Consider the following 22,339-nt stretch of genomic DNA (forward strand, 5'->3'; position numbering starts at 1 on the left):
CGGCCTTTCCCGCCACAGGAACTCGAGCCGGCAGTCGTCGGCCGTGCGCCGGCACATGGCCAGGGCCTTGTCGATCGCGGCGCGTTCGTCGCTTTCGCCCAGCGCATGGCCGAAAGCGGCGCTGCCGCTGGCGATGGCCGAATACCCGGCCTCGGCCGACGTGCTGGCCACTTCGGTGCAGTTGGCCGAACGGCGCGCGCAGTGGCCCATGGCGGCCTGCAGGGCGAGGCTGGCGGAGGGATGGTTGTAGGCGAAGCCGTAGGCGCCGGCGTCGGAGAAGGCCACCGCCGAAGCGGCCAGGACGTTGCCTGCCGGGAGCAGGGCGGCGATAACGAGAGCGGTGCGGATCATGCGGGAGAATCCTTTCGGTGAGTCGATCAGTGGGGAGCCATGGCCTTGCCGGCCTTGCTGCCGTTGGCGCGGCCGAGCAGGCCGGACAGCCAGCGTCCGGTGTCGGCCAGCGCCGGCAGGTCGATGCCGGTGTCCAGGCCCATGCCGTGCAGCATGTAGACCACGTCCTCGCTGGCGACGTTGCCGCTGGCGCCGCGTGCGTAGGGACAGCCGCCGGTGCCGCCGACGGCCGAGTCGACCACGCGCACGCCATCCTCCAGGCAGGCGGCGATGTTGGCCAGCGCCTGCCCGTAGGTGTCGTGGAAGTGCACCGCCAGCGCCGCCATCGGCACCTCCGCGGCCACCGCCCGCAGCATCGCGCGCGCCTTCAGCGGCGTGCCGACGCCGATGGTGTCGCCCAGCGAGATCTCGTGGCAGCCCATGGCGTGCAGCGCGCGGGCCACGCGCACCACGTCGGCCAGCGGCACCTCGCCCTGGTAGGGACAGCCGAGCACGGTGGAGACGTAGCCGCGCACCGGGATGCCATCGGCGCGCGCGCGTTCCAGTACCGGCGCGAAGCGCTGCAGCGATTCGTCGATGCCGGCGTTGGTGTTGGTGCGGTTGAACTGCTCGGAAGCGGCGGTGAATACCGCCACTTCCCGCGCGCCGGCGGCCAGCGCCCGTGCGTAGCCCTGTTCGTTGGGGACCAGCACCGGGTAGGCGATGCCGGGGCGGCGCTGGATGCCGGCCATGACCTCGGCGGCGTCGGCCAGCTGCGGCACCCACTTCGGGCTGACGAAGCTGGTGGCCTCGATGGTGCGCAGGCCGGTGGCCGAGAGGCGGTCGATCAGCGCGATCTTGTCGGCGGTGGCGACCTGCTGCTTCTCGTTCTGCAGGCCGTCGCGCGGGCCGACCTCGACGATGCGGACGAAGTCGCTCATCGCGGTTCCCCCGCGACCCAGCGCGGCGCGCGCTTCTCGAGGAAGGCGGACAGGCCCTCGCGGCCCTCGTCCGAGGCGCGCAGCGCGGCGATCAGCCCGGCATTGGCACGGTCGAGCGCATCGCGGTCGCCGGCGGCGGCCTGCACCTGGCGTACCAGCACCTTGGCCGAGGCCGCGGCGACCGGGCCGGCCTTGCCGATGAGGTCCAGTTGCGCCTGCACCGCGGCGTCCAGCGCGTCGGCGGCGACCACCTCGTGCACCAGGCCGATGCGCAGCGCGGTGGCGGCGTCGAAGTGCTCGCCGGTGGCGAACCAGCGCCGCGCCTGGCGCGGGCCGATGGCGGCGATGACATAGGGCGAGATCACCGCCGGCAGCAGGCCCAAGCGGCTCTCGGTCAGGCCGAAGCGTGCGCCGTCGGCGGCGATGGCGATGTCGCAGCAGGCCACCAGGCCGACGCCGCCGCCGAAACTGGCGCCGTGCACGCGGGCAATGGTCGGCTTGGGCAGTTCGTCCAGGGTGCGCATCAGCCGCGCCAGCGCCAGCGCGTCCTGGCGGTTCTCTTCCTGCGAGGCGCCGGCCATGGCGCGCATCCACTGCAGGTCGGCGCCGGCCGAGAACGAGGGGCCGTGCCCGGCCAGGACCACCGCGCGCACCGCCGGGTCGGCGCCGAGCGCTTCCAGCGTGGTGGTGAGGGTGGCGATCAGCCCGGCGTCGAACGCGTTGTGCAGCCCGGGACGGTTCAGGTGGAGCGTCGCCACGGCCTGGTCGTGGCGGACGAGCAGCGCATCGCTCGCCGGTTCCGGCGCCCTGCCGGCGGTCGAATCGTTTTTATCTTCCATACATCACTCGCTTGCCTGATCTGGATTTTTCGGATTTTAAAGAGACGCTCGGGCGGCGGAAGGTCAGGCCAGCCTCTTGCGCATGAATATCCGTTCATGGCCTGCCGGATAGTCGTTCAGACGGCCAAAACATGCATAGCCCTGGCCGGCGTAGAACCCTTCGGCCTGCCAGCCGAACGTATCCAGGCGGGCAGAGTGTGCACCCCGGGCGCTCGCCCTGCGTTCGCATTCCGCCAGCAATGCCGCTCCCAGTCCGGTCGCCCTCTGGTCGGGTTCGACCCACAGCACATGGATCTCCAGCCAACCCAGCGCCACGTCCGCCAGAATGCCGCCCAACAGCGCACCTTCCGCAGTTCGGGCGACGATGCGGATCGCAGCCTCAGGGTGTCCTTCCGTAAACGGCCGGTTGTACGCCTGGAGCGATTCGCAGAGGCGATCGACGTCCGCAGGGGCCGCCTGCACCAGCATGGCCTCGTGGTTGGTCGCTTTCTTCCTGCCGGTCACCATGTTCCACCGAATCGTCTGGATACTAGCCTGCGTGCCAGGTCCGTGCCGCCTTGCCGGCTGTCGCCGGCCAACAGCGCACGTCCACAACGCGGCTGGCAAGCCGCGCGGTGAGGCACGGTAAAGGCAATGGTTACTTTATTTCCGGAAAAGCGACGTCGTCGCCATAGACAATGCCCACGACGGCTTCCAGAAACGCATTGGTCGCAATGCGCTCGCCATTGGTCGAGTACGCGATGGCCACTTCATCGGCCGGGTTGTAGATGACGCGCGAATGCGAGCCGAGCACGTCGCCGCCATGGCCGAGAAAACGATGCTTCCCGTACGTGAACTCCGCCAGCCCCTTTCCCCAGCCGCTGCCCACGGCCGGCATCATCTGCTCCAGGGTTTCCCTGCGCAGGATCCTGTACTCGAACAGGCCGGTGATCAGCACGTTCAGATCCGCGGTGGTGCTTGCGATGTCGCCAACGCCGATCACGTTGGAATAGGCGATGTCCTTGATCTCTCTCCACTGTCCCGCGAAGGCATAGGACCTGAAGGTATTGGCCGGATGGGCCCCTGCCGAAGCGAAGTTTCCCAGGCCAAGCGGTTCCGCGATTTCCCGGGCGACGATCTCGTGGTAGGGGCGCCCGTATTTCTGCTCGAGGATCATCCTCAGCAGGAAATACGCGGAATTTGAGTAGGCAACGCGTTCGCCGGGCGCGAAGGCGACGCCCTGTCTCCTGATTTCCTCCAGGATCTCTTCCTGGCTCACCTCGTCGACGACCCAGACCGAGCCGTTCCTTATCGCGAAATTTCCCAGGCCGCTGGAATGCGCCAGCAGGTTCCCGATGGTGATCTTCCGCGATGACGGCATGTCCGGATAAAAGTCGGACAGCCTGTCGTTCAGGCTCAGCCGCCCATCCTCGATCAGCTTGAACGCCAGGATGGCCGTCACCATTTTGGTCACGGACGCGATCTGGTACTTGCTGTTCTGGTCATGGACCACGCCAGGGAGGTTCTTCTGCCCGAAGCTCCGGCCATAGACCTCGCGACCGCCCTTGAAAACGGACAGGCTGCCGATGCCGCCATTGTCGTCTTCCACCTGGCGGAGGAAGTCGTCCAGCCTTTCCTCGTGCACCCCGTGCGGCGATACAGGGGCCGGCTGCGCCGCATGCGCAAGCGCGAACGCCGGAAGAAACAACAACAGGGCAGCCAATCTCTTCATGTCGCTCGCTTGGATTCAGTTCTTCAACGGCTTGCGCGGCGTGATTGCCCATGCCTGCGGCATGTTTGCCTTGCGCGCAAGGGCCAAGGACATCGAAGAGGCCACGGCCTGCCCAGGCTACCGGGACCCCCCCGGTCCTTCGGCATCCTCCCGCGCGGCGATTCTCTCGACCAGCGTATCGATCGCCGCTTCCATGGCGCGTGCGGTCTGGTCGCCGCTCTGGTTGGTGATGACGAATATGCCCAGATCGTACTTGGGCATGATGTAGATGTAGCACTGCGAGCGGGGCACGCCGCCATGATGGGCGTAGTAGACGCCCTTCAAGCGGTCGCCGCTGACGATGTTCCAGAAATAGCCGATGCCAAATTCCGGATCGAATTCGACGAGGGGACGGTGCGACTCCGTCGCGACGGGCCCGCCGGCCAGCTGGAATTCAAGGTATTTCATCATTTCCGGGACGGTCGCCTTCACGTTTCCGGAAGCGCCCCAGGGCAGCTGCGGCATCGGCGTGGTCGGTACCGGGTTGTCGCTGTGGTAGCCGACCGCAAGCCGGGCCGCCTCGGCGTCGTCCAGCCTGATCCTGAGGCCGGGCATCGCCGCGGAATCGTGGAAGAATCCGCGCAGCAGCGACTCGTAGTCGCTCTTGTAGACCGTCTCCAGGATATGCGCGACCAGTTCGGTTCCGGTGCTGGAATAGGCGTAGTCCTTTCCGGGCGCCTGGCCGATCTCGACGGCGTGCAGGTCCCTGAAGAAATCGGCCTTGCCGTAGCCGGCGTAGATGGCATTGAGTTCGCCGGGCGTGCGCTGATCGGTGAAGTCGGCGAGCACCGTGTTCGCGCGGTCCGGCAACATGTTCGGCAGGCCGCTGGTATGCGACAGCAGGTGACGGACGCGGATGGGATCGCCCTTGTATTGCAGGTTCGGGTAGTCCCCGTGCAGGTACATGCGGACATCGTCGTCCAGGCCCACCCTGTGCTCCAGCACGGCATTGGCCATCAGGGTTCCGGCCAGGGTCTTGCTCAGCGAACCGATCTCATACAGGGTCGCATCGGTCGGAGGGCCGGGCTTCCCGGTTTCCATGTCGCCGCGGTGACGGATGAACTGCTTGCCGCGATAGACGACTCCGATCGAGGTCGAGTGCAGCAGCGGCTGCTCGATCAGCGTCGCAGCGACCTCATCGATGTCCGCCCCCAGGTCTTTCGCCGGCCCATGCTTCCTCGCGCAGCCCGCGGCCAGGAGTGCGGCGGACAAGGCCAAGCAGTGGAGCCACGGCCTGTTCCGGACAATCATCGAAATCGCTTGCATGCGTCGGCGCTTGAAGGGGAGGGCGGAAAGGGCGCTCACGATAGCCGATCGCCGAATCCCACGCCTGCGCCCGCTCCCGCGATTGTGTTTGTCCGAGGCTGTGGCCATGGCCGCCGAAAACGGCGCCGGAATTTGGCCGTGGACATTTCCAGTGGGTTGGGCTTGCCCGGCGGTGCCGCGCGATCCGTCGGGCTGGGGGAGGCCATACGCATGGAGCGCTTGGCAGTAACGGGAATCCGGCCTGGTTCGGCCGAGGGGTTGTCCGCTCAGCGTTCCGGAGGCCAGCGGATTCCATGCTTGCCCGGGCGTCCGGATCGTGGCGGAGCACCCAAGGCAGCAAGTCGCGGCGCGGCGATGCTAGAATTGATAACCATTCTTATCCACTCATCCAGAGGCGCCGTTCAGTGACGTTGTCAGATTTGCCGCTGCATGCACCCGCGCAGGTGGAGGCGGTGCAGGACCTGCATGCCAATGATGCGATCGCCCGGCGGTTGAGGGAGCTGGGGTTCGTCAACGGCGAGGACGTGCGTGTGGTCGCGCGCGGGCCGGTGGGCGGCGAACCGCTGCTGGTGCAGGTCGGCTTCACCCGTTTCGCGCTCCGGCGCAGCGAGGCCGCCCGCATCCGGATCACGACGGAGGTGGCGGCATGAACGCAACGACGACCGTGTCGCGGTTGGCCCTGGTGGGCAACCCGAACTGCGGCAAGACCGCGCTGTTCAACCAGCTCACCGGCAGCCGGCAGAAGGTGGCCAACTACGCCGGCGTGACCGTGGAGCGCAAGGAAGGGCGCATGCGCGCGCCGTCCGGGCGCGAGTACGCGGTGCTGGACCTGCCCGGCGCCTACAGCCTGCAGCCGGCCAGCCTGGACGAGGCCATCACCCGCGACCTGTGCCGCGGCTTCTATCCCGGCGAAGCCGCGCCCGACGCGCTGGTGTGCGTGGTCGACGCCACCAACCTGCGCCTGCACCTGCGCTTCGCGCTGGAAGTGCGCGAGCTGGGCAAGCCGATGATCGTGGCGCTGAACATGGTCGACGCCGCGCGCCGGCGCGGCATCGAGATCGACGTGGCGGCGCTGGAACAGGCGCTGGGCGTGCCGGTGGTGGAAACCGTGGCGGTGCGCCGCAACGGCGCCAGCGAGCTGGTGGCGCGCATCGACGCGATGATGCCGCAGCTGGCGACGATGGCGCCGCCGCAGGTCGTGGCGGCTGCCGACCACCACGCCCAGGTCCGCGACATCCTCGCCGGCGCGGTGCGCATGCCCACGCGCACGGCGAAGATCGACGACGCGCTGGACCGCTGGCTGCTGCACCCGGTGTTCGGGCTGCTGACGCTGGCGGTGGTGATGTTCCTGATCTTCCAGGCGGTCTACGCCTGGGCCACGCCGCTGATGGACGGCATCGAGGCCGGCTTCGGCTGGCTCGGCGAGGTGGTCGGCGAACACCTGCCGGAAGGGCCGCTGGCCAGCCTGCTCACCGACGGCATCATCGCCGGCGTCGGCGGCGTGGTGGTGTTCCTGCCGCAGATCCTGATCCTGTTCTTCTTCATCCTCGCGCTCGAGGAATCCGGCTACCTGCCGCGCGCGGCGTTCCTGCTGGACCGGATGATGGCCGCGGCCGGCCTGTCCGGGCGTTCGTTCATCCCGCTGCTGTCCAGCTTCGCCTGCGCGGTGCCGGGCATCATGTCCACGCGCAGCATCCAGGACCCGCGCGACCGGCTGGCGACGATCCTGGTCGCGCCGCTGATGACCTGTTCGGCGCGGCTGCCGGTGTACGCCCTGCTGATCGGCGCGTTCATCCCGCAGAAGACCGTCTGGGGCGTGTTCAACCAGCAGGGGCTGGTGCTGTTCGGCCTGTACGCGGCCGGCATCCTCAGCGCGCTGGCCATGTCGTGGACGATGAAGAAGTTCCGCCGCGACAAGGGCGAGCACCCGCTGCTGCTGGAACTGCCGTCCTACCGCCTGCCGCATGCGCGCGACCTGGCCGTGGGCCTGTACGAGCGCGGCATGATCTTCCTCAAGCGCGTGGGCGGCATCATCCTGGCGCTGACCATCCTGCTGTGGTTCCTGCTGTCGTTCCCGGCCGCGCCGGCCGACGCCACCCTGCCGGCCATCGACTACAGCTTCGCCGGCCGCATCGGCCATGCGATGGCGGTGTTCTTCGCGCCGCTGGGCTTCAACTGGCAGATCTGCATCGCGCTGATCCCGGGCCTGGCCGCGCGCGAAGTGGCGGTGGCCTCGCTGGCCACGGTGTACGCGCTGTCGGCGGCCGACGACGATGCCGCCGCGCAGGCGCTGACCCCGCTGATCAGCGATGGCTGGTCGCTGGCCACGGCGCTGTCGCTGCTGGTCTGGTACATCTACGCGCCGATGTGCATCTCCACCCTGGCCACGATCAAGCGCGAGACCAACTCGTGGAAGCAGATGACGTTCGCCACGGTCTACCTGTTCGCGGCGGCCTGGCTGGCGTCGCTGGTGACCTACCAGGTCGCCGTGGCGCTGGGGGCGGGCTGATGGACCGGGGCCTGCTGCTGCAGTACGCGATCATCGCCCTGGCCGTGCTGGCCAGCGCGTGGGTGGTGCTGAAGAAGCAGTTCCCCGGCACCGTGCGGCGGCTGCGCGGCGCGCTGGCGCTGTGGCTGCTGAAGCCGCAGCGCTCGCCGCGGCTGCAGGCGCTGGGGCGCCGGCTGGCGCCGCCCGCAACCGGCGGCGACGGCGCCTGCGGCGGCTGCGATGGCTGCGGGCCGACGCCGCCCAAGCAGCACTGAGAGCATCGCCCGCCGCCGGGCTGGACCCGGCATTCAATGGACTGAAGCCAAGGATGCCTTGATGAAATTTCTCGTGGGAGTGCTGGTGCTGCTGGCCGTGGCCGGCGGGGTCTACCAGTGGGGCGGCAATTCGCTGGACGAAAAACAGGTCCGCGAGTACTACCGCGGTGTCGAGCAGGCCACGCTTGCCTTCGACGACGAGCTCCTGTGCGGGATGCTCGCCGAGGACTACCAGCAGTCGCTGGTGATGAAGTCCGAGTCCTCCAGCCAGGAAAGCATGCTCGGCAAGCAGGAGTACTGCCAGGACACGGCGCGCAGCATGGCGATGCTGCGCCGGGTGCAGGAGGCCCTGGGCGGCCATGCGCCGATGCGCTACGAGCAGACGATCAAGAGCATCCGCATCGCCGACGACGGCCGTTCGGCCAGGGTCGAGACCAGCGCGCTGCTGGACATGCCCGGCGTACGCCTGGTTTCGCGCAGCCGCGACACGGTCGAACGCCGGCGCTGGCGGGTGCGGGCCACGCGCAGCGTCGCCGTGGTCCACGCCGGCCGCGGCGGCTGAATGCGGCCCAGGCTTGTCTGTTCGCATTCCAAGGCGGTAGTTTGCCGGCCATGAACCAGACTCCCACACGCTTGCTGATCCACGGTGCTTCCGGTCGCATGGGCCAGGCCCTGCTGCGGCTGGCGGCGGAAGATCCTTCGCTGCAGGTGGTCGCCGCGGTGGTGCGCAGGGCGCCGGCGCAGCGGGTGATCGATGGCGTGCCGCATTTCGCCGCCAGCGAGCTGTCCGGCGCGCCGCCGTTCGACGTGGCCATCGATTTCAGCCTGCCCGAAGGCTTCGACCCGGTACTGGACCTGTGCCTGGCGCGCGATGCGGCGTTCGTTTCCGGCACCACCGGCATCGATGCCGCGCAGCAGGCCGCGCTGGCGGCCGCCGCGCAGCGGATCCCGTTGACCTGGGCGACCAACTTCAGCCTCGGCGTGGCGGTCCTGGCCGAGCTGGTCGAGCGCGCTGCCGCCAGCCTGCCGGGCTGGGACTGCGACATCGTCGAATCCCACCACGTGCACAAGAAGGATGCGCCCTCGGGCACCGCCCTGACCCTGGGCGAGGCCGCCCGCCATGGCGGCGCCGAGCCGCGCTACGCCAGCCTGCGCGCCGGCGACATCATCGGCGAGCATCTGGTCCAGTTCGCCGGGCTGGGCGAGCGGGTGGAGCTGGTCCACCGCGCGACCAGCCGCGACATCTTCGCCCGCGGCGCCCTGCATGTGGCCCGGCAATTGCGGGGACGGGCGCCGGGCCGCTATTCCGTGCGCGACCTGGTGGCGGCCGCCGCGGGCTGAACGGGGGGACTGCACCGGCCGGGCAGGGCGGGGCCGGCGCACACGCGGCGCTGGCGCCGGTGGCACCCATGCCTTTACAATTCCCGCTCGCCGAATCACGTCAGCCGGACCGGTTTAACACCGCCGTCCGCGCTTTTTTGCAACCGGTTTTTGCCGTGAGCGCAGGCGTGGCTTCGGAGCCCCCTCGGTAGCCAAAGTGAGATTCCCGTGACCCAAGCCGCAATCCTCGTGCTCGAAGACGGCACCGTATTCGAGGGCGAATCCGCAGGCGCGCCCGGCCTGTCCGTGGGTGAGGTGGTGTTCAACACCGCCATGACCGGTTACCAGGAAATGCTGACCGACCCGTCCTACGCGCGGCAGATGATCACCCTCACCTACCCGCACATCGGCAACACCGGCACCAACGAGCAGGACAACGAGGCATCGCAGGTCTGGGCCGCCGGCCTGATCGTGCGCGACGTGCCGCGCCGCCCGAGCAGCTGGCGCAACCAGCTGCCGCTGCAGGACTGGCTGATCCAGCGCGGCGTGGTCGCCATCGCCGGCATCGACACCCGCAAGCTGACCCGCATCCTGCGCGAGCGCGGCGCCCAGAACGGTGCGCTGATGGCCGGCCCCGACATCGACGTGGACAAGGCGCTGGAAGCGGCGCGCAAGTTCCCCGGGCTCAAGGGCATGGACCTGGCCAAGGTGGTCAGCACCGACAAGCCCTATCCGTGGCGCGAAGGCCAGCTCGATCTGGACAACAACCAGTTCGTACAGGCCGAACCGAAGTTCAAGGTCGTGGCTTACGACTATGGTGTGAAAACCAACATCCTGCGCATGCTCGCCGAGCGCGGCTGCGACCTCACCGTGGTGCCGGCGCAGACCCCGGCCGCGGAGGTGCTGGCGATGAACCCGGACGGCGTGTTCCTGTCCAACGGCCCGGGCGACCCGGAACCGTGCGACTACGCCATCGCCGCGATCAGGACCTTCATCGAGAAGAAGATCCCGACCTTCGGCATCTGCCTGGGCCACCAGCTGCTGGGCCTGGCCTCGGGCGCCAATACGATGAAGATGGGCCACGGCCACCACGGCGCCAACCACCCGGTGCAGGACCTCGACAGCGGCCGGGTGATGATCACATCGCAGAACCACGGTTTCGCCATCGACGAGGCCACGCTGCCGGCCAACGTGCGCGTCACCCACCGCTCGCTGTTCGACCAGACCATCCAGGGCATCGAGCGTACCGATGTACCTGCCTTCAGCTTCCAGGGTCACCCCGAAGCCTCCCCCGGCCCCCACGATGTCGCGCCGCTGTTCGACCGGTTCGTCGCGTTGATGGAGAAGAACTGACATGCCAAAGCGCAACGATCTCAAGACCATCCTCATCATCGGCGCCGGCCCGATCGTCATCGGCCAGGCCTGCGAGTTCGACTACTCCGGCGCGCAGGCGTGCAAGGCGCTGCGCGACGAGGGTTACCGCGTGGTGCTGGTCAACTCCAACCCGGCCACGATCATGACCGACCCGGAGATGGCCGACGCGGTCTACATCGAGCCGATCAACTGGCAGACGGTGGAGAAGATCATCGCCAAGGAGCGCCCGGACGCGCTGCTGCCGACCATGGGCGGTCAGACCGCGCTGAACTGCGCGCTGGACCTGGCCGACAACGGCGTGCTGGAGAAGTACGGCGTCGAGCTGATCGGCGCCAAGCGCGAGGCCATCCGCATGGCCGAGGACCGCGAGCTGTTCCGCGTGGCGATGCAGGAGATCGGCCTGGAATGCCCGAAGGCGGCCGTCGCCCACACGCTGGAAGAAGCGCTGGAGATCCAGACCCGCGTCGGCTACCCGACCATCATCCGCCCATCCTTCACCCTGGGCGGCAGCGGCGGCGGCATCGCCTACAACCGCGAAGAGCTGATCGAGATCGTCAACCGCGGCCTGGAACTGTCGCCGACCACCGAGGTGCTGGTGGAAGAATCGGTGCTGGGCTGGAAGGAATTCGAGATGGAGGTGGTGCGCGACACCGCCGACAACTGCATCATCGTCTGCTCGATCGAGAACCTCGACCCGATGGGCGTGCATACCGGCGACTCGATCACCGTGGCCCCGGCGCAGACCCTGACCGACAAGGAATACCAGCGCCTGCGCGATGCCTCCATCGCCGTGCTGCGCAAGATCGGCGTGGACACCGGCGGCTCCAACGTGCAGTTCGGCATCAGCCCGACCACCGGCCGCGTGGTGGTGATCGAGATGAACCCGCGCGTGTCGCGCTCCTCGGCGCTGGCCTCCAAGGCCACCGGCTTCCCGATCGCCAAGGTCGCGGCCAAGCTGGCCGTCGGCTACACGCTGGACGAACTGAAGAACGAGATCACCGGCGGCCTGACCCCGGCCTCGTTCGAGCCGTCGATCGATTACGTCGTCACCAAGATTCCGCGCTTCGCCTTCGAGAAGTTCCCGGCCGCCGACGCGCGCCTGACCACGCAGATGAAGTCGGTGGGCGAGGTGATGGCCATGGGCCGCACCTTCAAGGAATCGCTGCAGAAGGCGCTGCGCGGGCTGGAGACCGGCAAGATCGGACTGGACCCGACCGGGCTGGACCTGTCCAGCGAAGACGACATCACCACGCTCAAGCGCGAGCTGAAGGCCCCCGGCCCGGAGCGCCTGTTCTACGTCGGCGACGCCTTCCGCGCCGGCATGAGCGTGGACGATGTCTACGGCCTGTCCTGGATCGACCCGTGGTTCCTGGACCAGATCGAGGACATCATCGCCGACGAGAAGCAGGTGCAAGCCGACGGCATCGACGCGCTGGACGGCAGGCGCCTGCGCGCGCTCAAGCGCGCCGGTTTCTCCGACGCGCGCCTGGCGCAGCTGACCGGCACCAACGAGGCGGCGATCCGCGCCCTGCGCCGCGCGCACAAGGTGCGCCCGGTCTACAAGCGCGTGGACTCGTGCGCGGCCGAGTTCGCCACCAGCACCGCCTACCTGTACTCGACCTACGAGGACGAGTGCGAGGCCAACCCGAGCGACCGCGACAAGATCATGATCCTCGGCGGCGGTCCCAACCGCATCGGCCAGGGCATCGAGTTCGACTACTGCTGCGTGCATGCCGCGCTCGCCCTGCGCGAGGACGGCTATGAAACCATCATGGTCAACTGCAACCCGGAGACGGTCTCCACCGACTACGACACCTCCGACCGCCTGTACTTCGAGCCGCTGACGCTGGAAGACGTGCTGGAGATCGTCGAGCTGGAGCAGCCCAAGGGCGTGATCGTGCAGTACGGCGGCCAGACCCCGCTCAAGCTCGCCCGTGCGCTGGAAGCCAACGGCGTGCCGGTGATCGGCACCTCGCCGGACTCCATCGACCTGGCCGAGGACCGCGAGCGCTTCCAGAAGCTGGTGCAGGACCTGGGCCTGAAGCAGCCGCCGAACCGCACCGCGCGCACCGCCGACGAGGCGCTGGCGCTGGCGCGCGAGATCGGCTATCCGCTGGTGGTGCGCCCGAGCTACGTGCTCGGCGGCCGCGCGATGGAGATCGTGTACGGCGAATCCGACCTGGCCCGCTACGTGCGCGATGCGGTCAAGGTGTCCAACGATTCGCCGGTGCTGCTGGACCACTTCCTCGACGCGGCGGTGGAAGCGGACGTGGACATCATCTGCGACCGCGACGGCAACGTCCTGATCGGCGGGGTGATGGAGCACATCGAGGAGGCCGGCGTGCACTCGGGCGATTCGTCCTGCTCGCTGCCGCCGTATTCGCTGTCGGCGGCCACGCAGGACGAACTGCGCCGCCAGGTGCGCGAGCTGGCCAAGGCGCTGAACGTGATTGGCCTGATGAACACCCAGTTCGCGATCCAGACCGACGCCGACGGCAACGACGTGATCTACCTGCTGGAAGTGAACCCGCGCGCCTCGCGCACCGTGCCGTTCGTGTCCAAGGCCACCGGCGTGGCGCTGGCCAAGATCGCCGCCCGCTGCATGGCCGGCATGAGCCTGGCCGAGCAGGGCGCGACCGAGGAGATCGTGCCGGACTACTACTCGGTGAAGGAGGCGATCTTCCCGTTCGCCAAGTTCCAGGGCGTGGACCCGATCCTCGGGCCGGAGATGCGCTCCACCGGCGAGGTGATGGGCGTGGGCCGCAGCTTCAGCGCCGCCTTCGCGCGCGCGCAGGAGGCCGGCGGCATCAAGACCCCGCCGCCGGGCAAGGCCTTCATCTCGGTGCGCGACGCCGACAAGCCGCGCGTGCTGCCGGCGGTGCAGGGCCTGGTCGAGCGCGGCTACTCGGTGGTCGCCACCCGCGGCACCGCCGCGTGGCTGCAGCAGCAGGGCATCGCCTGCGAAGTGGTCAACAAGGTGGTCGAGGGCCGCCCGCACATCGTGGACAGCATCAAGAACGGCGAGATCGTCTACATCGTCAACACGACCGAAGGCCGTGCCGCGATCAACGATTCGTTCTCGATCCGCCGCGAGGCGCTGCAGCATCGCGTCACCTATTCGACCACGGTGGCCGGCGCCAAGGCGCTGGTGCAATCGCTTGAATTCCGCGGCACCGGCCCGGTCTGGTCGCTGCAGGAACTGCACAAGGAGTTGAACGCATGAGAGCCCCCATCACCCTGAAGGGCGCGCAGCGCCTGCGCGACGAGCTGGACCACCTGAAGTCGGACAAGCGCCCGAAGGTGATCGCCGCGATCGCCGAGGCGCGCGAGCACGGCGACCTGAAGGAGAACGCCGAGTACCACGCCGCGCGTGAGGAGCAGGGCTTCATCGAAGGCCGCATCAAGCAGCTGGAAGGCGAGCTGTCGCATGCCGAGATCATCGACATCAGCAAGCTCAACGCCGGCAGCAAGGTGGTGTTCGGCGCGACGGTGACGCTGGCCGACGTGGAGAGCGACGAAGAGAAGCGCTACCAGATCGTCGGCGACCTGGAAGCGGACATCAAGCTGGGCCTGATCGCCATTTCCTCGCCGGTGGCGCGTGCGCTGATCGGCAAGAACGAGGGCGACACCGTCGCCATCGCCGCCCCGGCCGGCCAGCGCGAGTACGAGATCGTCAGCGTCGAGTACCTGGATTGATGCAGTGACCATGCCCTCTCCCTCCGGGGTGGGAGGGGCAGCTCGCGAACCGCCGGTTCGCTGCCCCGCGAACGCCCTTGCGCCAGCGCAAGGGCTGGGGCGCGAAGCGGGGGTTGGGTGAGGGGCAGGGCGAAGCACCGGGCAACATGCTTGCCCTTGCCCCGGCAGCGGCATCCTGATTGTTTCCCCCGGACGTGTGGCGCGTTCATCGTTGCCGCGACCGGTGGTTGCTTGCGGTGCGGCTTCGCCCTGACCCTCGTCCGCCCTGCGGGATACCTGCATGCGGCACATCCCTGTGCCGCCCCCTTCGGGCGGCTTCGCCGCGCAGCTTGGCAATCCTGTCAGGCTGTCTCCCGCAGAAGGATCAATGGAGCCAGCCATGACCCACGCCAAAGCCACCCTGCTGCTTCCCGCCCGCAGCCGCTTCCCGGGCGGCACGCTGCCGGCGCAGGTGGCTACCGCGCTCGGCCGCGCCGACCGCAGCCAGGGCCAGGCCGGCGAGGCGGCGCAGCTGCGCCGGCACTTCCAGGTGCAGCCCGAGGCGTGGTCGGCCGCCGCGCTGACCCGCCAGGCCGATGCCGGCGATGCCGCCGGCAGCCTGTGGCTGCGCGCCGACCCGGCCAACGTGCAGCCGGACATGCAGGGCGCGCGGCTGATGGCCTCGGCCGAGACGCTGCGGCTGGAGCCGGCCGACGTGGCCGCGCTGCTGCCCGCGCTGCAGCCGCTGTTCGCCGGCTTCGGTTTCCAGCTCGATGCGCCGACGCCGTCGCGCTGGTACCTGCGCCTGCCCGACGACACGCCGCTGCCGGCGTTCACCGCGCCGGACAGGGCGCTGGGCGACGACCTGTTCGAACACCTGCCCGAAGGCGACAACGGCCGCCGCTGGCGTGCCCTGCTGACCGAGGCGCAGGTGGCGCTGCACCAGCACCCGTGGAACGAACAGCGCGTCGCGCAGGGTCTGCGTGCAGTCAATTCGCTGTGGTTCTGGGGCGCCGGCCGGCTGCCGCAGTCGGTGCGCACCGGGCATGCGCAGGTGCGCAGCCGCGACGCGCTGCTACAGGGGCTGGCGACGATGGCCGGCGTGCGCGTCGATGGCCCGGGCCCCGATGACAGCCGGGCCGTCGATGCGCTGGTGGACCTGCGCCAGCTGCGTTCGCTGGACCAGCTCGCCCGCGACGCCATCGCGCCGCTGCTCGAGGCCATCGGCCGCGGCGAACTGCGCGAGCTGCTGCTCGATTTCGAGGACGGCGCGGCTTACCGCATCCATCGCGGCCAGCGCTGGCGTTTCTGGAAGAAGCCGCTGGCGGCGCTGCACGATGAGTGAAACGCTGAAGATCGTCCGCCGCGACGCCGTCGAGGGCGGACAGTGGGACGAGGGCACGCTGCCGCTGCTGCGCCGCATCTACGCCGCGCGCGGCGTGCACTCGCCGCAGCAGGCGCAGCCGAAGCTGGCGCAGCTGCACGCGCCGGACCTGCTCGGCGGCATGCAGGCCGCGGTGCAGCTGCTGGCCGCGGCGATCGCCGGCGGCCGCCGCATCCTGATCGTCGGCGACTTCGATTGCGATGGCGCCACCGCCTGCGCGGTCGGCGTGCGCGGGCTGCGCCTGCTGGGCGCGCGCGACGTGGTGCACGCGGTGCCCAACCGCATGGTGCACGGCTATGGCCTGTCACCGTCGCTGGTGGCCGAACTGGCCGCGCTGCAGCCGGACCTGCTGGTGACGGTGGACCACGGCATCGCCTGCCACGCCGGCGTGGCCGCGGCCAAGGCGCTGGGCTGGCAGGTGCTGGTGACCGACCACCACCTGCCCGGCGAACGCCTGCCGGCCGCCGACGCCATCGTCGATCCGAACCTGGACGGCGACGCGTTCCCGAGCAAGGCGCTGGCCGGGGTCGGGGTGATCTTCTACGTGCTGATGGCGCTGCGCCGGCACCTGCGCGAGGCCGGCGCGTTCGCCGACGGCGGGGAGCCGGACCTGACGCCGCTGCTGGACCTGGTGGCGGTGGGCACCGTCGCCGACCTGGTCGTGCTGGACGCCAACAACCGCGCGCTGGTTGCCGCGGGCCTGCGCCGGCTGCGCGCAGGCCAGGGCTGCGTGGGCCTGCGGACGCTGATCGAGGCCAGCGGCCGCGACGCGCGGCGGCTGACCGCCAGCGACATCGGTTTCGCGCTGGGGCCGCGCCTGAACGCCGCCGGGCGCCTGGAGGACATGGCCCTGGGCATCGAGCTGCTGCTCACCGAGGACGCCGCGCAGGCGCGCGAGATCGCCGCGCTGCTGGAGGAGATCAACGCCGAGCGGCGCGCGGTGCAGCAGTCGATGACCGACGATGCCGAGATGGCGGTGGCGCGCGCCCTGCTGGCCGACGACCGCCAGCGCCCGGTCGCGGCCTGCCTGTTCGACGCGCAGTGGCACCCGGGCGTGGTCGGGCTGGTGGCTTCGAAGATGAAGGACCGCCTGCATCGACCGGTGATCGCCTTCGCCCCGGCCGAGCCGGGCGCGCAGGCGCTGCGCGGTTCGGCGCGCTCGATTCCCGGTTTCCACATCCGCGATGCGCTGGCCGCGGTGGATGCGCGGCATCCCGGCCTGATCGAGCGTTTTGGCGGCCATGCCATGGCCGCCGGCCTGAGCCTGCCGCAGGAGCGCCTGGACGCCTTCCGCGACGCGTTCGAACGGCAGGTGCTGGCGGCGCTGGATCCGGCGCTGTTGCAGCAGCACCTGCTCAGCGACGGCGAGCTGTCCGCCGCCGAACTGGATTTCCGCCACGCCGAGGCGCTGCGCCTGGCCGGCCCTTGGGGGCAGGGCTTTCCCGAGCCCCTGTTCGACGGCCATTTCGAGGTCGTGAAGTGGCGCGTGCTGAAAGAGCGCCATCTGAAACTGGAACTACGCCTGCCGGGCAGGGACGCGCCGCTCAATGCCATCCACTTCGGCGGCTGGACCGGCAACGATCCGGGCCGCCACGTGCACCTGGCCTACCGCCTGGTCGGCGACGATTACCGCGGCGGTGGGGCGGTCCAGCTGATCGTCGAGTACCAGGCTCCCGCGTAGCGCCGGGCTTGTCCGGCGGCGGCTTTCCCGGTTCGGGCGGGAAGCGCCGCAGAGCAACGAGCTGCCCGCTACCTGGAGCGGGCGCGGCAGTCATGGAGCGGGGCTTGCGTCGCTGCGAGGGCGGTGAATTTCCGGGAAAACATCAATCGTCTGTTCCGTGCGGGTGCAGCATGGCGGGGAGGTCGAAGCGCCACGCATTGCGAGAGCCGTTCAGCGGCGCATCCAGCCGGCGTTTCAGCGCCTGCATGTTCTCGTCCAGATAGGGAGCGTCAGGCGCGTGCTGGCAACGAACAGTCCGCCGAAGCGCCGGCGCCTTCTCCAGGCACATGGAATCCACCTCGCCAAGCGTTGGCGGAGCAGGGGCGGCGCTACGTCTGCGTCACCGTTCTCCCGTGCGGGCGGGGATCGGCGGCAGGCCGAACAGTGGCCGCAACCAGCCGATGCGGCGTATCGCTTCGTATCCGGCAAGACACAGCGCGAAGGTCGCCACGACCAGCAGCGGGCCTTCCAGTGCGGGCGGCAGTGCCGCCGGCCGCAGGTTCCACGCCAGCACCACGATTACTGTCTGGTGCAGGACATAGACCGGGAATACCGCCGCGGTCAGGTAGCGCAATACGGCGCTGTCGGCATGGCGGAAGTGGTAGGCGAACCCGAACAGGGCGGCGATGGCGCACCACTGGTCCACGGCCCAGGCCACGCGCAGGGCCAGGCGCAGCGTCTCCGGCGGTGGGTTCTGGTCATCGTAGCCGGCGCAATACCAGACGCCGACCAGGGCGGCGTAACCGAATGTGGCCGCGGCCAGCGCCACCCAGCGCCGGCGTTGCAGGGATTCCCAGAAGCCGCCGGAAAACGCCAGGAAATAGCCCAGCAGGAACATCGGCAGGTATTGCGCGTGGTTGTACCAGTCGTCTACCAGGTCGTGCGTCGATTCGAACCGCGCCACCAGCAGCAGCCGCGCCAGCGCCAGCCACAGCACCGGCCATAACAGTGCGCCGATGCCCGTCATCCGGCGCCCGAGCCAGGCACCGGCCGCCTGCATCCGGGTTGGCGCGGCTTTCAGCAGCAGCCACAGCACCACCGTGTACGCCCACAGGTAGGCGAGGAACCACAGGTGGTTCCAGGTGGGCCCGTCCAGGCACTGGTGCGGAGCCGCGCAGTAGAAATCGCCGCCGCGCAGGTAGGTGGCCATGAAGCCGGCATAGCCGGCGTGGTAGCCCCCCGGCACCTTTCCGGCCAATTCCAGGTACAGCTGCGGTGGCACGATCACGTACATGCCGAACAGCAGGGGTGGCAGCAGGCGCCAGGTGCGCGGGCCGAGGAAGCGTGGCGGGGCCGAATGTTCTGCCCGCCGCAGCAGGAAGGCGGTGGCGACACCGGAAATCACGAACAGCAACGACATGCGCCAAGGACTCGTCAGCAGCATGAACGGTTCCAGGGCGGTGCTGGCCCACGGGCTTTTTACGTGCCAGTCCCAGCTCACGTAGTACATGCCCACGTGGTAGAGCACCAGCAGGCAGAAGGCGAAGACGCGGACCAGGTCCAGGTCGTGGCGGCGTTGCATCGTGGTCCCATTCCATCGCGTTGATAGGGCGGCCAGCCTTGCCGCGGCGGGCGTCGCCGGCCAGCACCAAGGGACGGCCGGTGGGCACAAAGGGACCAGTGGCGGGCGGGGAGGGACGGCGAGAAGGCACCGGCCGGCTAGAATGCGGCCGATGCGCGATACCGAACCGATGCCGTACGAACGCTATCTGCCGTGGAGGCGCTGGGTCGAATACGGCTTCTGGCTGGTCACGATCGGCGGCAACTGCATCGCCAACACCCTCGTCGTGCTGATGGAAATGCGCCGGCGCGGTGCCGGCGTCCATGCCTGGGAGCCGATGCTGTGGGAAGCCAGCAGCGCCATCCTGTGGCTGGGGTTGATCCTGCCGGCGATGGCGTGGTTCACCCGCCGCCATCCCTTCCGCTGGGGCGGGTGGTCCGTCCAGCTGCTGCGCTATCTCGGCGCCAGCCTGGTGGTATGTGGGGTGCATGTGCTGGGCATGGTCGCGCTGCGCAAGCTCGTCTACGCCGGCATGGGCATGGACTACGACTTCGGCCCATGGCCGCGCGAACTGCTCTACGAATACCTGAAGGACGTGCGCAGCTTCGCTTACATCGTGCTGACCATGGAGGCCTACCGGGCGCTGCTGCGGCGCTGGCAGGGCGAGGCCAGCCTGCTGTCGGAGCCGGACGAGGGACCGGCGCTCGAACCGGTGGAACGCCCCGAGCGTTTCCTGGTGCGCAAGCTCGGCCGCGAGTTCCTGGTCGCCGCCGACGACATCGAATGGCTGCAGGCCGCCGGCAACTACGTCAACCTGCGGGTGCGCGGCCACGACTACCCGTTGCGCAGCACCATCGCCGGGATCGAGGCCAGGCTGGACCCGGACGGCTTCGTGCGCATCCACCGCAGCTACATCGTCAACCTGGGCCAGGTCGCCTCGATCGAGCCGCTGGACAGCGGCGATGCGCGCGTGCACCTGCGCGACGGCACGGTCCTGCCGTGCAGCCGCCGCTACCGGGCCGGACTGCGCGCGCGCGGCGGCGTCGAGTAGAGGGACGAAGCGGTGGGCGGTTGCGGCTCAGCCGCCGCCGCGCAGATCGGTGACCAGGCGCGGCAGCTCCCAGAAGCCGCCGGGTTCGCCGCGGCACAGGCCGGTCTGGTAGCTGGAGGTTGGCACGAAGCCCTCGCCGTTCCAGTGCCAGCTCGAGTATCCCCAGCAGTCGCCGATGCCGCGGCCTTTCTGGCTGGCGATGATCTGCCCGGCGTCATGGCCGGTGCCGTCGTAGGTCACCAGGCGGGGGGCGAACGGCGGCCGGTCGTTGACGACCCAGTAGGCGTCGCCGCTGTTGTAGGCGCCCATCCAGCAGGGTGCCGCGACAAGCAGCCGGTGCGCGTCCAGCCGTTCGACCTGCAGCGGCTGGTCGGCGCTCGTGTCGAAGCGGTCGCACTCGCCCGGGTCCGTATCCAGGGTCGCCCGCAGCGCCGCCCGCAGCGTGGCCGACTGCCCCAGCGCGGCATCGTCCGCGCGCGTCGGCAATACCGTCGCGGCCACCACCACCGGCAGCGGCAGCGCCGCAAGGACCGAGGTCTCGGCCCTTGCGCCCTTGCGGACCAGCGCGCCCGGCGTCTGCAGCCGGCCCTGGTACTCATCCATCTTCAGCAGCACCGCCGCCGCGCCCTGGTCGGACAGGGCCCAGCGCCTGCCAGTGCGGTCGGCCACCTGGATGTCGCTGTCGCGGACCAGCGCCGCCAGCAGTGCGGCCAGGTGTCGGGCGGAGAGCGGATGGCGGCCCTGTGTATCGGAACCGGCCAGGGCGCCGAGGTCGCGGTCGTCGATCAGCAGGTGCAGGTCATCGGCCGATGCCGGTTCGTCGCCGCCCACCTGCAGTTCGCCGGTCACGGGCTGCATGGGGCCGGCGGCGCGGGTCAGCAGCACGGTGGCGCCGTCCTGGCCATCGTCCGGCGCATAACCGGCGGCGCGGCAGGTGCGGGTGTTGTCGCAGACCAGCTGCCAGTCGTGGTGGGAGAAATCCATGCCCGGACGGGGCTGCGCCCATGCGGGAGCGGCCAGGAGCGCCGCGCAGAACAGGAAACGGGCCGACGCCATGGTGCTCCTCGCAATGGCCGCCGTTGCGGCGGCCTCTCCTGGTTCGAGGAAAGCCGGCTGTCGCCAGCCGGCTTTCCGTGCCTGCCGCGGCGCTTACCGGCGGCGGACCAGCAACCGGTAGGCGCCGGTCGCGGACGGGTCGAAGCTGTGCGCCATCAGCACGTAGCGGCCGGCGTCCAGTTCGACTTCCAGCAGCGGGTCCAGGCTGGTGTCGCTGTCGTCCTGCGAGGCGACTTCCTGGCCGTCGCGCATCAGGGTGACCATGCCGTCCAGGCCGTTGCTGCCGGTCATGGCGATCACATAGCGGCCCTTGCGCGGGATGTCGAGCGTGTACAGGTTGCGCAGCCCGGGGCTGAGCTGGCCGGCCACCTCGCGGCCGATCGCCAGCACCGGGCGGGTCGGGCCGTCCGGCGCCGGCGCGGTGCCGGTGGCGATCTGGAAGATGCCGCCGCGGCCGTTCACCGACCGCACCGAGACGTTGTACTCGCCCGGGTCCAGCACCTGCGACAGGCGCGCGTTGACCCCGCCGCCGCCATCGTCGTCGCTGAGCGCGATGTCCGCGCCCTGCAGGCTCAGCACCGGGTCGATGTCGCGGCTGCTGGCGTCGAACTGCACGCGGCGGCGCTCCGGCAGCGAGAATACGAAGCTGCGGGTCCCGTCGGCGCCGACGAAGCCGCTGGCCAGGCCTTCCAGCGGCAGCGCGCTGCCGTCCTCGAATACCAGTCCTTCCGGGAAGTCGGCCTGTTCCACGCCCAGGTAGAACGCGCCGCCGCTGCGCGAGAACGCCGCGGCGGTGAGCGTGTAGCTTCCCGGCTGCAGCGGCGCGACCAAGCGTGCGTTAGTGCCGTTGCCGCCGTCGTCGTCCTCCAGGCTGATGCCGTTGCCGGCCAGTTCCAGGTGGGCGTCGAACGCGTCCGATTCCAGGTTGAGGGTGTACAGGCCGGGCTTGTCGACCTGCAGGGTGTAGGTCTGGCGTTCGTCGACCAGCCAGTCGGTGATGCGCTGGCCGGCGGCCAGCGGCTTGCCGTCGTAGGCGACGATGGGCGTCGCGCTCAGCTGGAACGGGCCGAAGGCGCGCGGATCGGCGCCGCTGACGGCGACCAGGTACTGGCCGGCCTTGTCGGCGCGCACGCTGAGCTGGGCGCCGTTCTCGCAGCCGCACTCGGTGCGGCCGACCAGCATGTCGCGGTGGAAGACCGCCAGCGTGCCGTTGAGCGGGCCGTCCAGCTTCAGCGACACCGCCTGGCCGGCGGCCAGTTGCAGGCTGAACAGCTGGCTGCGGCTGCCGTCGCTGTAGTTCAGCGCGGTCGCGGAGGTGATTTCGCCCGACACCTCGCCATTGCTGGTCAGCGGGCGGGCGGCGGGGGCG

The 22,339-nt window shown here is 69.5% G+C and carries 21 protein-coding genes; 11 read left to right on the plus strand and 10 right to left on the minus strand.

The features are described from left to right. From CQ393_RS16470 to CQ393_RS16495, 6 genes are all read right to left on the minus strand, one after another. The coding region (locus tag CQ393_RS16470) for a DUF4189 domain-containing protein (protein ID WP_194269701.1) at positions 1 to 351 on the minus strand (351 nt) is incomplete at its 3' end. A gap of 26 nt (positions 352 to 377) precedes the next feature. Beyond that, positions 378 to 1,271: a hydroxymethylglutaryl-CoA lyase gene (locus CQ393_RS16475; protein ID WP_153193132.1), complete on the minus strand. Its 894-nt coding sequence runs from the start codon at positions 1,269 to 1,271 to the stop codon at positions 378 to 380. Next, positions 1,268 to 2,110, minus strand: a complete 843-nt coding sequence (locus CQ393_RS16480; protein WP_153193134.1) for an enoyl-CoA hydratase-related protein — start codon at positions 2,108 to 2,110, stop codon at positions 1,268 to 1,270. Before CQ393_RS16480 ends, CQ393_RS16475 begins: the two co-directional genes overlap by 4 nt. A 63-nt stretch (positions 2,111 to 2,173) precedes the next feature. Next, a complete protein-coding gene (locus tag CQ393_RS16485; RefSeq protein ID WP_228114635.1) occupies positions 2,174 to 2,617 on the minus strand; it encodes a GNAT family N-acetyltransferase in 444 nt (147 codons plus the stop codon). A 130-nt stretch (positions 2,618 to 2,747) separates the two neighbouring features. Continuing rightward, positions 2,748 to 3,821: a serine hydrolase domain-containing protein gene (locus tag CQ393_RS16490; RefSeq protein ID WP_153193137.1), complete on the minus strand. Its 1,074-nt coding sequence runs from the start codon at positions 3,819 to 3,821 to the stop codon at positions 2,748 to 2,750. Positions 3,822 to 3,938: 117 nt separating this feature from the next. Further along, the gene (locus CQ393_RS16495; RefSeq protein ID WP_343200012.1) at positions 3,939 to 5,165 is read right to left on the minus strand and encodes a serine hydrolase domain-containing protein; all 1,227 of its coding nucleotides are present in this window, start codon (positions 5,163 to 5,165) and stop codon (positions 3,939 to 3,941) included. A gap of 365 nt (positions 5,166 to 5,530) precedes the next feature. Here CQ393_RS16495 and CQ393_RS16500 point away from each other — a divergent pair, with 365 nt between their 5' ends. From CQ393_RS16500 to recJ, 10 genes are all read left to right on the plus strand, one after another. Further along, positions 5,531 to 5,776, plus strand: coding sequence for a FeoA family protein (locus tag CQ393_RS16500; RefSeq protein WP_343200013.1), 246 nt, complete (start codon positions 5,531 to 5,533; stop codon positions 5,774 to 5,776). Beyond that, positions 5,773 to 7,635, plus strand: coding sequence for a ferrous iron transport protein B (feoB, locus tag CQ393_RS16505; RefSeq protein ID WP_153193141.1), 1,863 nt, complete (start codon positions 5,773 to 5,775; stop codon positions 7,633 to 7,635). Before CQ393_RS16500 ends, feoB begins: the two co-directional genes overlap by 4 nt. Then, entirely contained in the window at positions 7,635 to 7,889 is a 255-nt protein-coding gene (locus tag CQ393_RS16510) for a DUF6587 family protein (RefSeq protein WP_153193143.1), read from the plus strand. The genes feoB and CQ393_RS16510 overlap by 1 nt, the downstream gene beginning before the upstream one ends. Before the next feature lie 61 nt (positions 7,890 to 7,950). Further along, positions 7,951 to 8,451, plus strand: a complete 501-nt coding sequence (locus CQ393_RS16515) for a hypothetical protein (RefSeq protein ID WP_153193144.1) — start codon at positions 7,951 to 7,953, stop codon at positions 8,449 to 8,451. Between the two features lie 50 nt (positions 8,452 to 8,501). Continuing rightward, positions 8,502 to 9,230, plus strand: a complete 729-nt coding sequence (gene dapB / locus CQ393_RS16520) for a 4-hydroxy-tetrahydrodipicolinate reductase (protein WP_153193146.1) — start codon at positions 8,502 to 8,504, stop codon at positions 9,228 to 9,230. Positions 9,231 to 9,437: 207 nt separating this feature from the next. Beyond that, on the plus strand, positions 9,438 to 10,562 hold the full coding sequence (carA, locus tag CQ393_RS16525; protein ID WP_343200014.1) for a glutamine-hydrolyzing carbamoyl-phosphate synthase small subunit: 1,125 nt from the start codon (positions 9,438 to 9,440) through the stop codon (positions 10,560 to 10,562). Position 10,563: 1 nt separating this feature from the next. Beyond that, positions 10,564 to 13,806, plus strand: a complete 3,243-nt coding sequence (gene carB / locus CQ393_RS16530) for a carbamoyl-phosphate synthase large subunit (RefSeq protein ID WP_153193148.1) — start codon at positions 10,564 to 10,566, stop codon at positions 13,804 to 13,806. Next, a complete protein-coding gene (gene greA, locus CQ393_RS16535) occupies positions 13,803 to 14,279 on the plus strand; it encodes a transcription elongation factor GreA (protein ID WP_153193150.1) in 477 nt (158 codons plus the stop codon). Before carB ends, greA begins: the two co-directional genes overlap by 4 nt. 379 nt (positions 14,280 to 14,658) lie before the next feature. Then, positions 14,659 to 15,603, plus strand: a complete 945-nt coding sequence (locus CQ393_RS16540) for a phosphoglycerate mutase (protein ID WP_153193152.1) — start codon at positions 14,659 to 14,661, stop codon at positions 15,601 to 15,603. Then, positions 15,596 to 17,323: a single-stranded-DNA-specific exonuclease RecJ gene (gene recJ, locus CQ393_RS16545; RefSeq protein WP_153193154.1), complete on the plus strand. Its 1,728-nt coding sequence runs from the start codon at positions 15,596 to 15,598 to the stop codon at positions 17,321 to 17,323. The genes CQ393_RS16540 and recJ overlap by 8 nt, the downstream gene beginning before the upstream one ends. A 142-nt stretch (positions 17,324 to 17,465) precedes the next feature. Here recJ and CQ393_RS16550 read toward each other — a convergent pair whose 3' ends face one another. Together CQ393_RS16550 and CQ393_RS16555 are read right to left on the minus strand one after the other, a co-directional pair. Further along, on the minus strand, positions 17,466 to 17,651 hold the full coding sequence (locus tag CQ393_RS16550) for a hypothetical protein (RefSeq protein ID WP_153193156.1): 186 nt from the start codon (positions 17,649 to 17,651) through the stop codon (positions 17,466 to 17,468). A gap of 51 nt (positions 17,652 to 17,702) precedes the next feature. Continuing rightward, positions 17,703 to 18,884, minus strand: coding sequence for an acyltransferase family protein (locus CQ393_RS16555; RefSeq protein WP_153193158.1), 1,182 nt, complete (start codon positions 18,882 to 18,884; stop codon positions 17,703 to 17,705). 151 nt (positions 18,885 to 19,035) lie between these two features. Here CQ393_RS16555 and CQ393_RS16560 point away from each other — a divergent pair, with 151 nt between their 5' ends. Continuing rightward, the gene (locus tag CQ393_RS16560) at positions 19,036 to 19,914 is read left to right on the plus strand and encodes a LytTR family DNA-binding domain-containing protein (protein ID WP_153193160.1); all 879 of its coding nucleotides are present in this window, start codon (positions 19,036 to 19,038) and stop codon (positions 19,912 to 19,914) included. A gap of 27 nt (positions 19,915 to 19,941) precedes the next feature. Here CQ393_RS16560 and CQ393_RS16565 read toward each other — a convergent pair whose 3' ends face one another. Further along, positions 19,942 to 20,970, minus strand: coding sequence for a DUF1176 domain-containing protein (locus tag CQ393_RS16565; RefSeq protein ID WP_153193162.1), 1,029 nt, complete (start codon positions 20,968 to 20,970; stop codon positions 19,942 to 19,944). Between the two features lie 93 nt (positions 20,971 to 21,063). Then, a partial coding sequence (locus CQ393_RS18110) for a hypothetical protein (RefSeq protein ID WP_194269702.1) occupies positions 21,064 to 22,339 on the minus strand: 1,276 nt, incomplete at its 5' end.

Origin of the sequence: Stenotrophomonas sp. MYb238 (assembly GCF_009496535.1) — a bacterium.
Lineage (GTDB): Bacteria > Pseudomonadota > Gammaproteobacteria > Xanthomonadales > Xanthomonadaceae > Stenotrophomonas.

Excerpts from the sequence above, each read along its gene's own strand:
- CQ393_RS16475 (WP_153193132.1), bottom strand. The coding sequence starts at position 1,271 with ATGAGCGACTTCGTCCGCATCGTCGAGGTCGGCCCGCGCGACGGCCTG.
- CQ393_RS16480 (WP_153193134.1), bottom strand. The coding sequence starts at position 2,110 with ATGGAAGATAAAAACGATTCGACCGCCGGCAGGGCGCCGGAACCGGCG.
- CQ393_RS16485 (WP_228114635.1), bottom strand. The coding sequence starts at position 2,617 with ATGGTGACCGGCAGGAAGAAAGCGACCAACCACGAGGCCATGCTGGTG.
- CQ393_RS16490 (WP_153193137.1), bottom strand. The coding sequence starts at position 3,821 with ATGAAGAGATTGGCTGCCCTGTTGTTGTTTCTTCCGGCGTTCGCGCTT.
- feoB (WP_153193141.1), top strand. The coding sequence starts at position 5,773 with ATGAACGCAACGACGACCGTGTCGCGGTTGGCCCTGGTGGGCAACCCG.
- CQ393_RS16510 (WP_153193143.1), top strand. The coding sequence starts at position 7,635 with ATGGACCGGGGCCTGCTGCTGCAGTACGCGATCATCGCCCTGGCCGTG.
- CQ393_RS16515 (WP_153193144.1), top strand. The coding sequence starts at position 7,951 with ATGAAATTTCTCGTGGGAGTGCTGGTGCTGCTGGCCGTGGCCGGCGGG.
- dapB (WP_153193146.1), top strand. The coding sequence starts at position 8,502 with ATGAACCAGACTCCCACACGCTTGCTGATCCACGGTGCTTCCGGTCGC.
- carB (WP_153193148.1), top strand. The coding sequence starts at position 10,564 with ATGCCAAAGCGCAACGATCTCAAGACCATCCTCATCATCGGCGCCGGC.
- greA (WP_153193150.1), top strand. The coding sequence starts at position 13,803 with ATGAGAGCCCCCATCACCCTGAAGGGCGCGCAGCGCCTGCGCGACGAG.
- CQ393_RS16540 (WP_153193152.1), top strand. The coding sequence starts at position 14,659 with ATGACCCACGCCAAAGCCACCCTGCTGCTTCCCGCCCGCAGCCGCTTC.
- recJ (WP_153193154.1), top strand. The coding sequence starts at position 15,596 with ATGAGTGAAACGCTGAAGATCGTCCGCCGCGACGCCGTCGAGGGCGGA.
- CQ393_RS16550 (WP_153193156.1), bottom strand. The coding sequence starts at position 17,651 with ATGTGCCTGGAGAAGGCGCCGGCGCTTCGGCGGACTGTTCGTTGCCAG.
- CQ393_RS16555 (WP_153193158.1), bottom strand. The coding sequence starts at position 18,884 with ATGCAACGCCGCCACGACCTGGACCTGGTCCGCGTCTTCGCCTTCTGC.
- CQ393_RS16560 (WP_153193160.1), top strand. The coding sequence starts at position 19,036 with ATGCGCGATACCGAACCGATGCCGTACGAACGCTATCTGCCGTGGAGG.
- CQ393_RS16565 (WP_153193162.1), bottom strand. The coding sequence starts at position 20,970 with ATGGCGTCGGCCCGTTTCCTGTTCTGCGCGGCGCTCCTGGCCGCTCCC.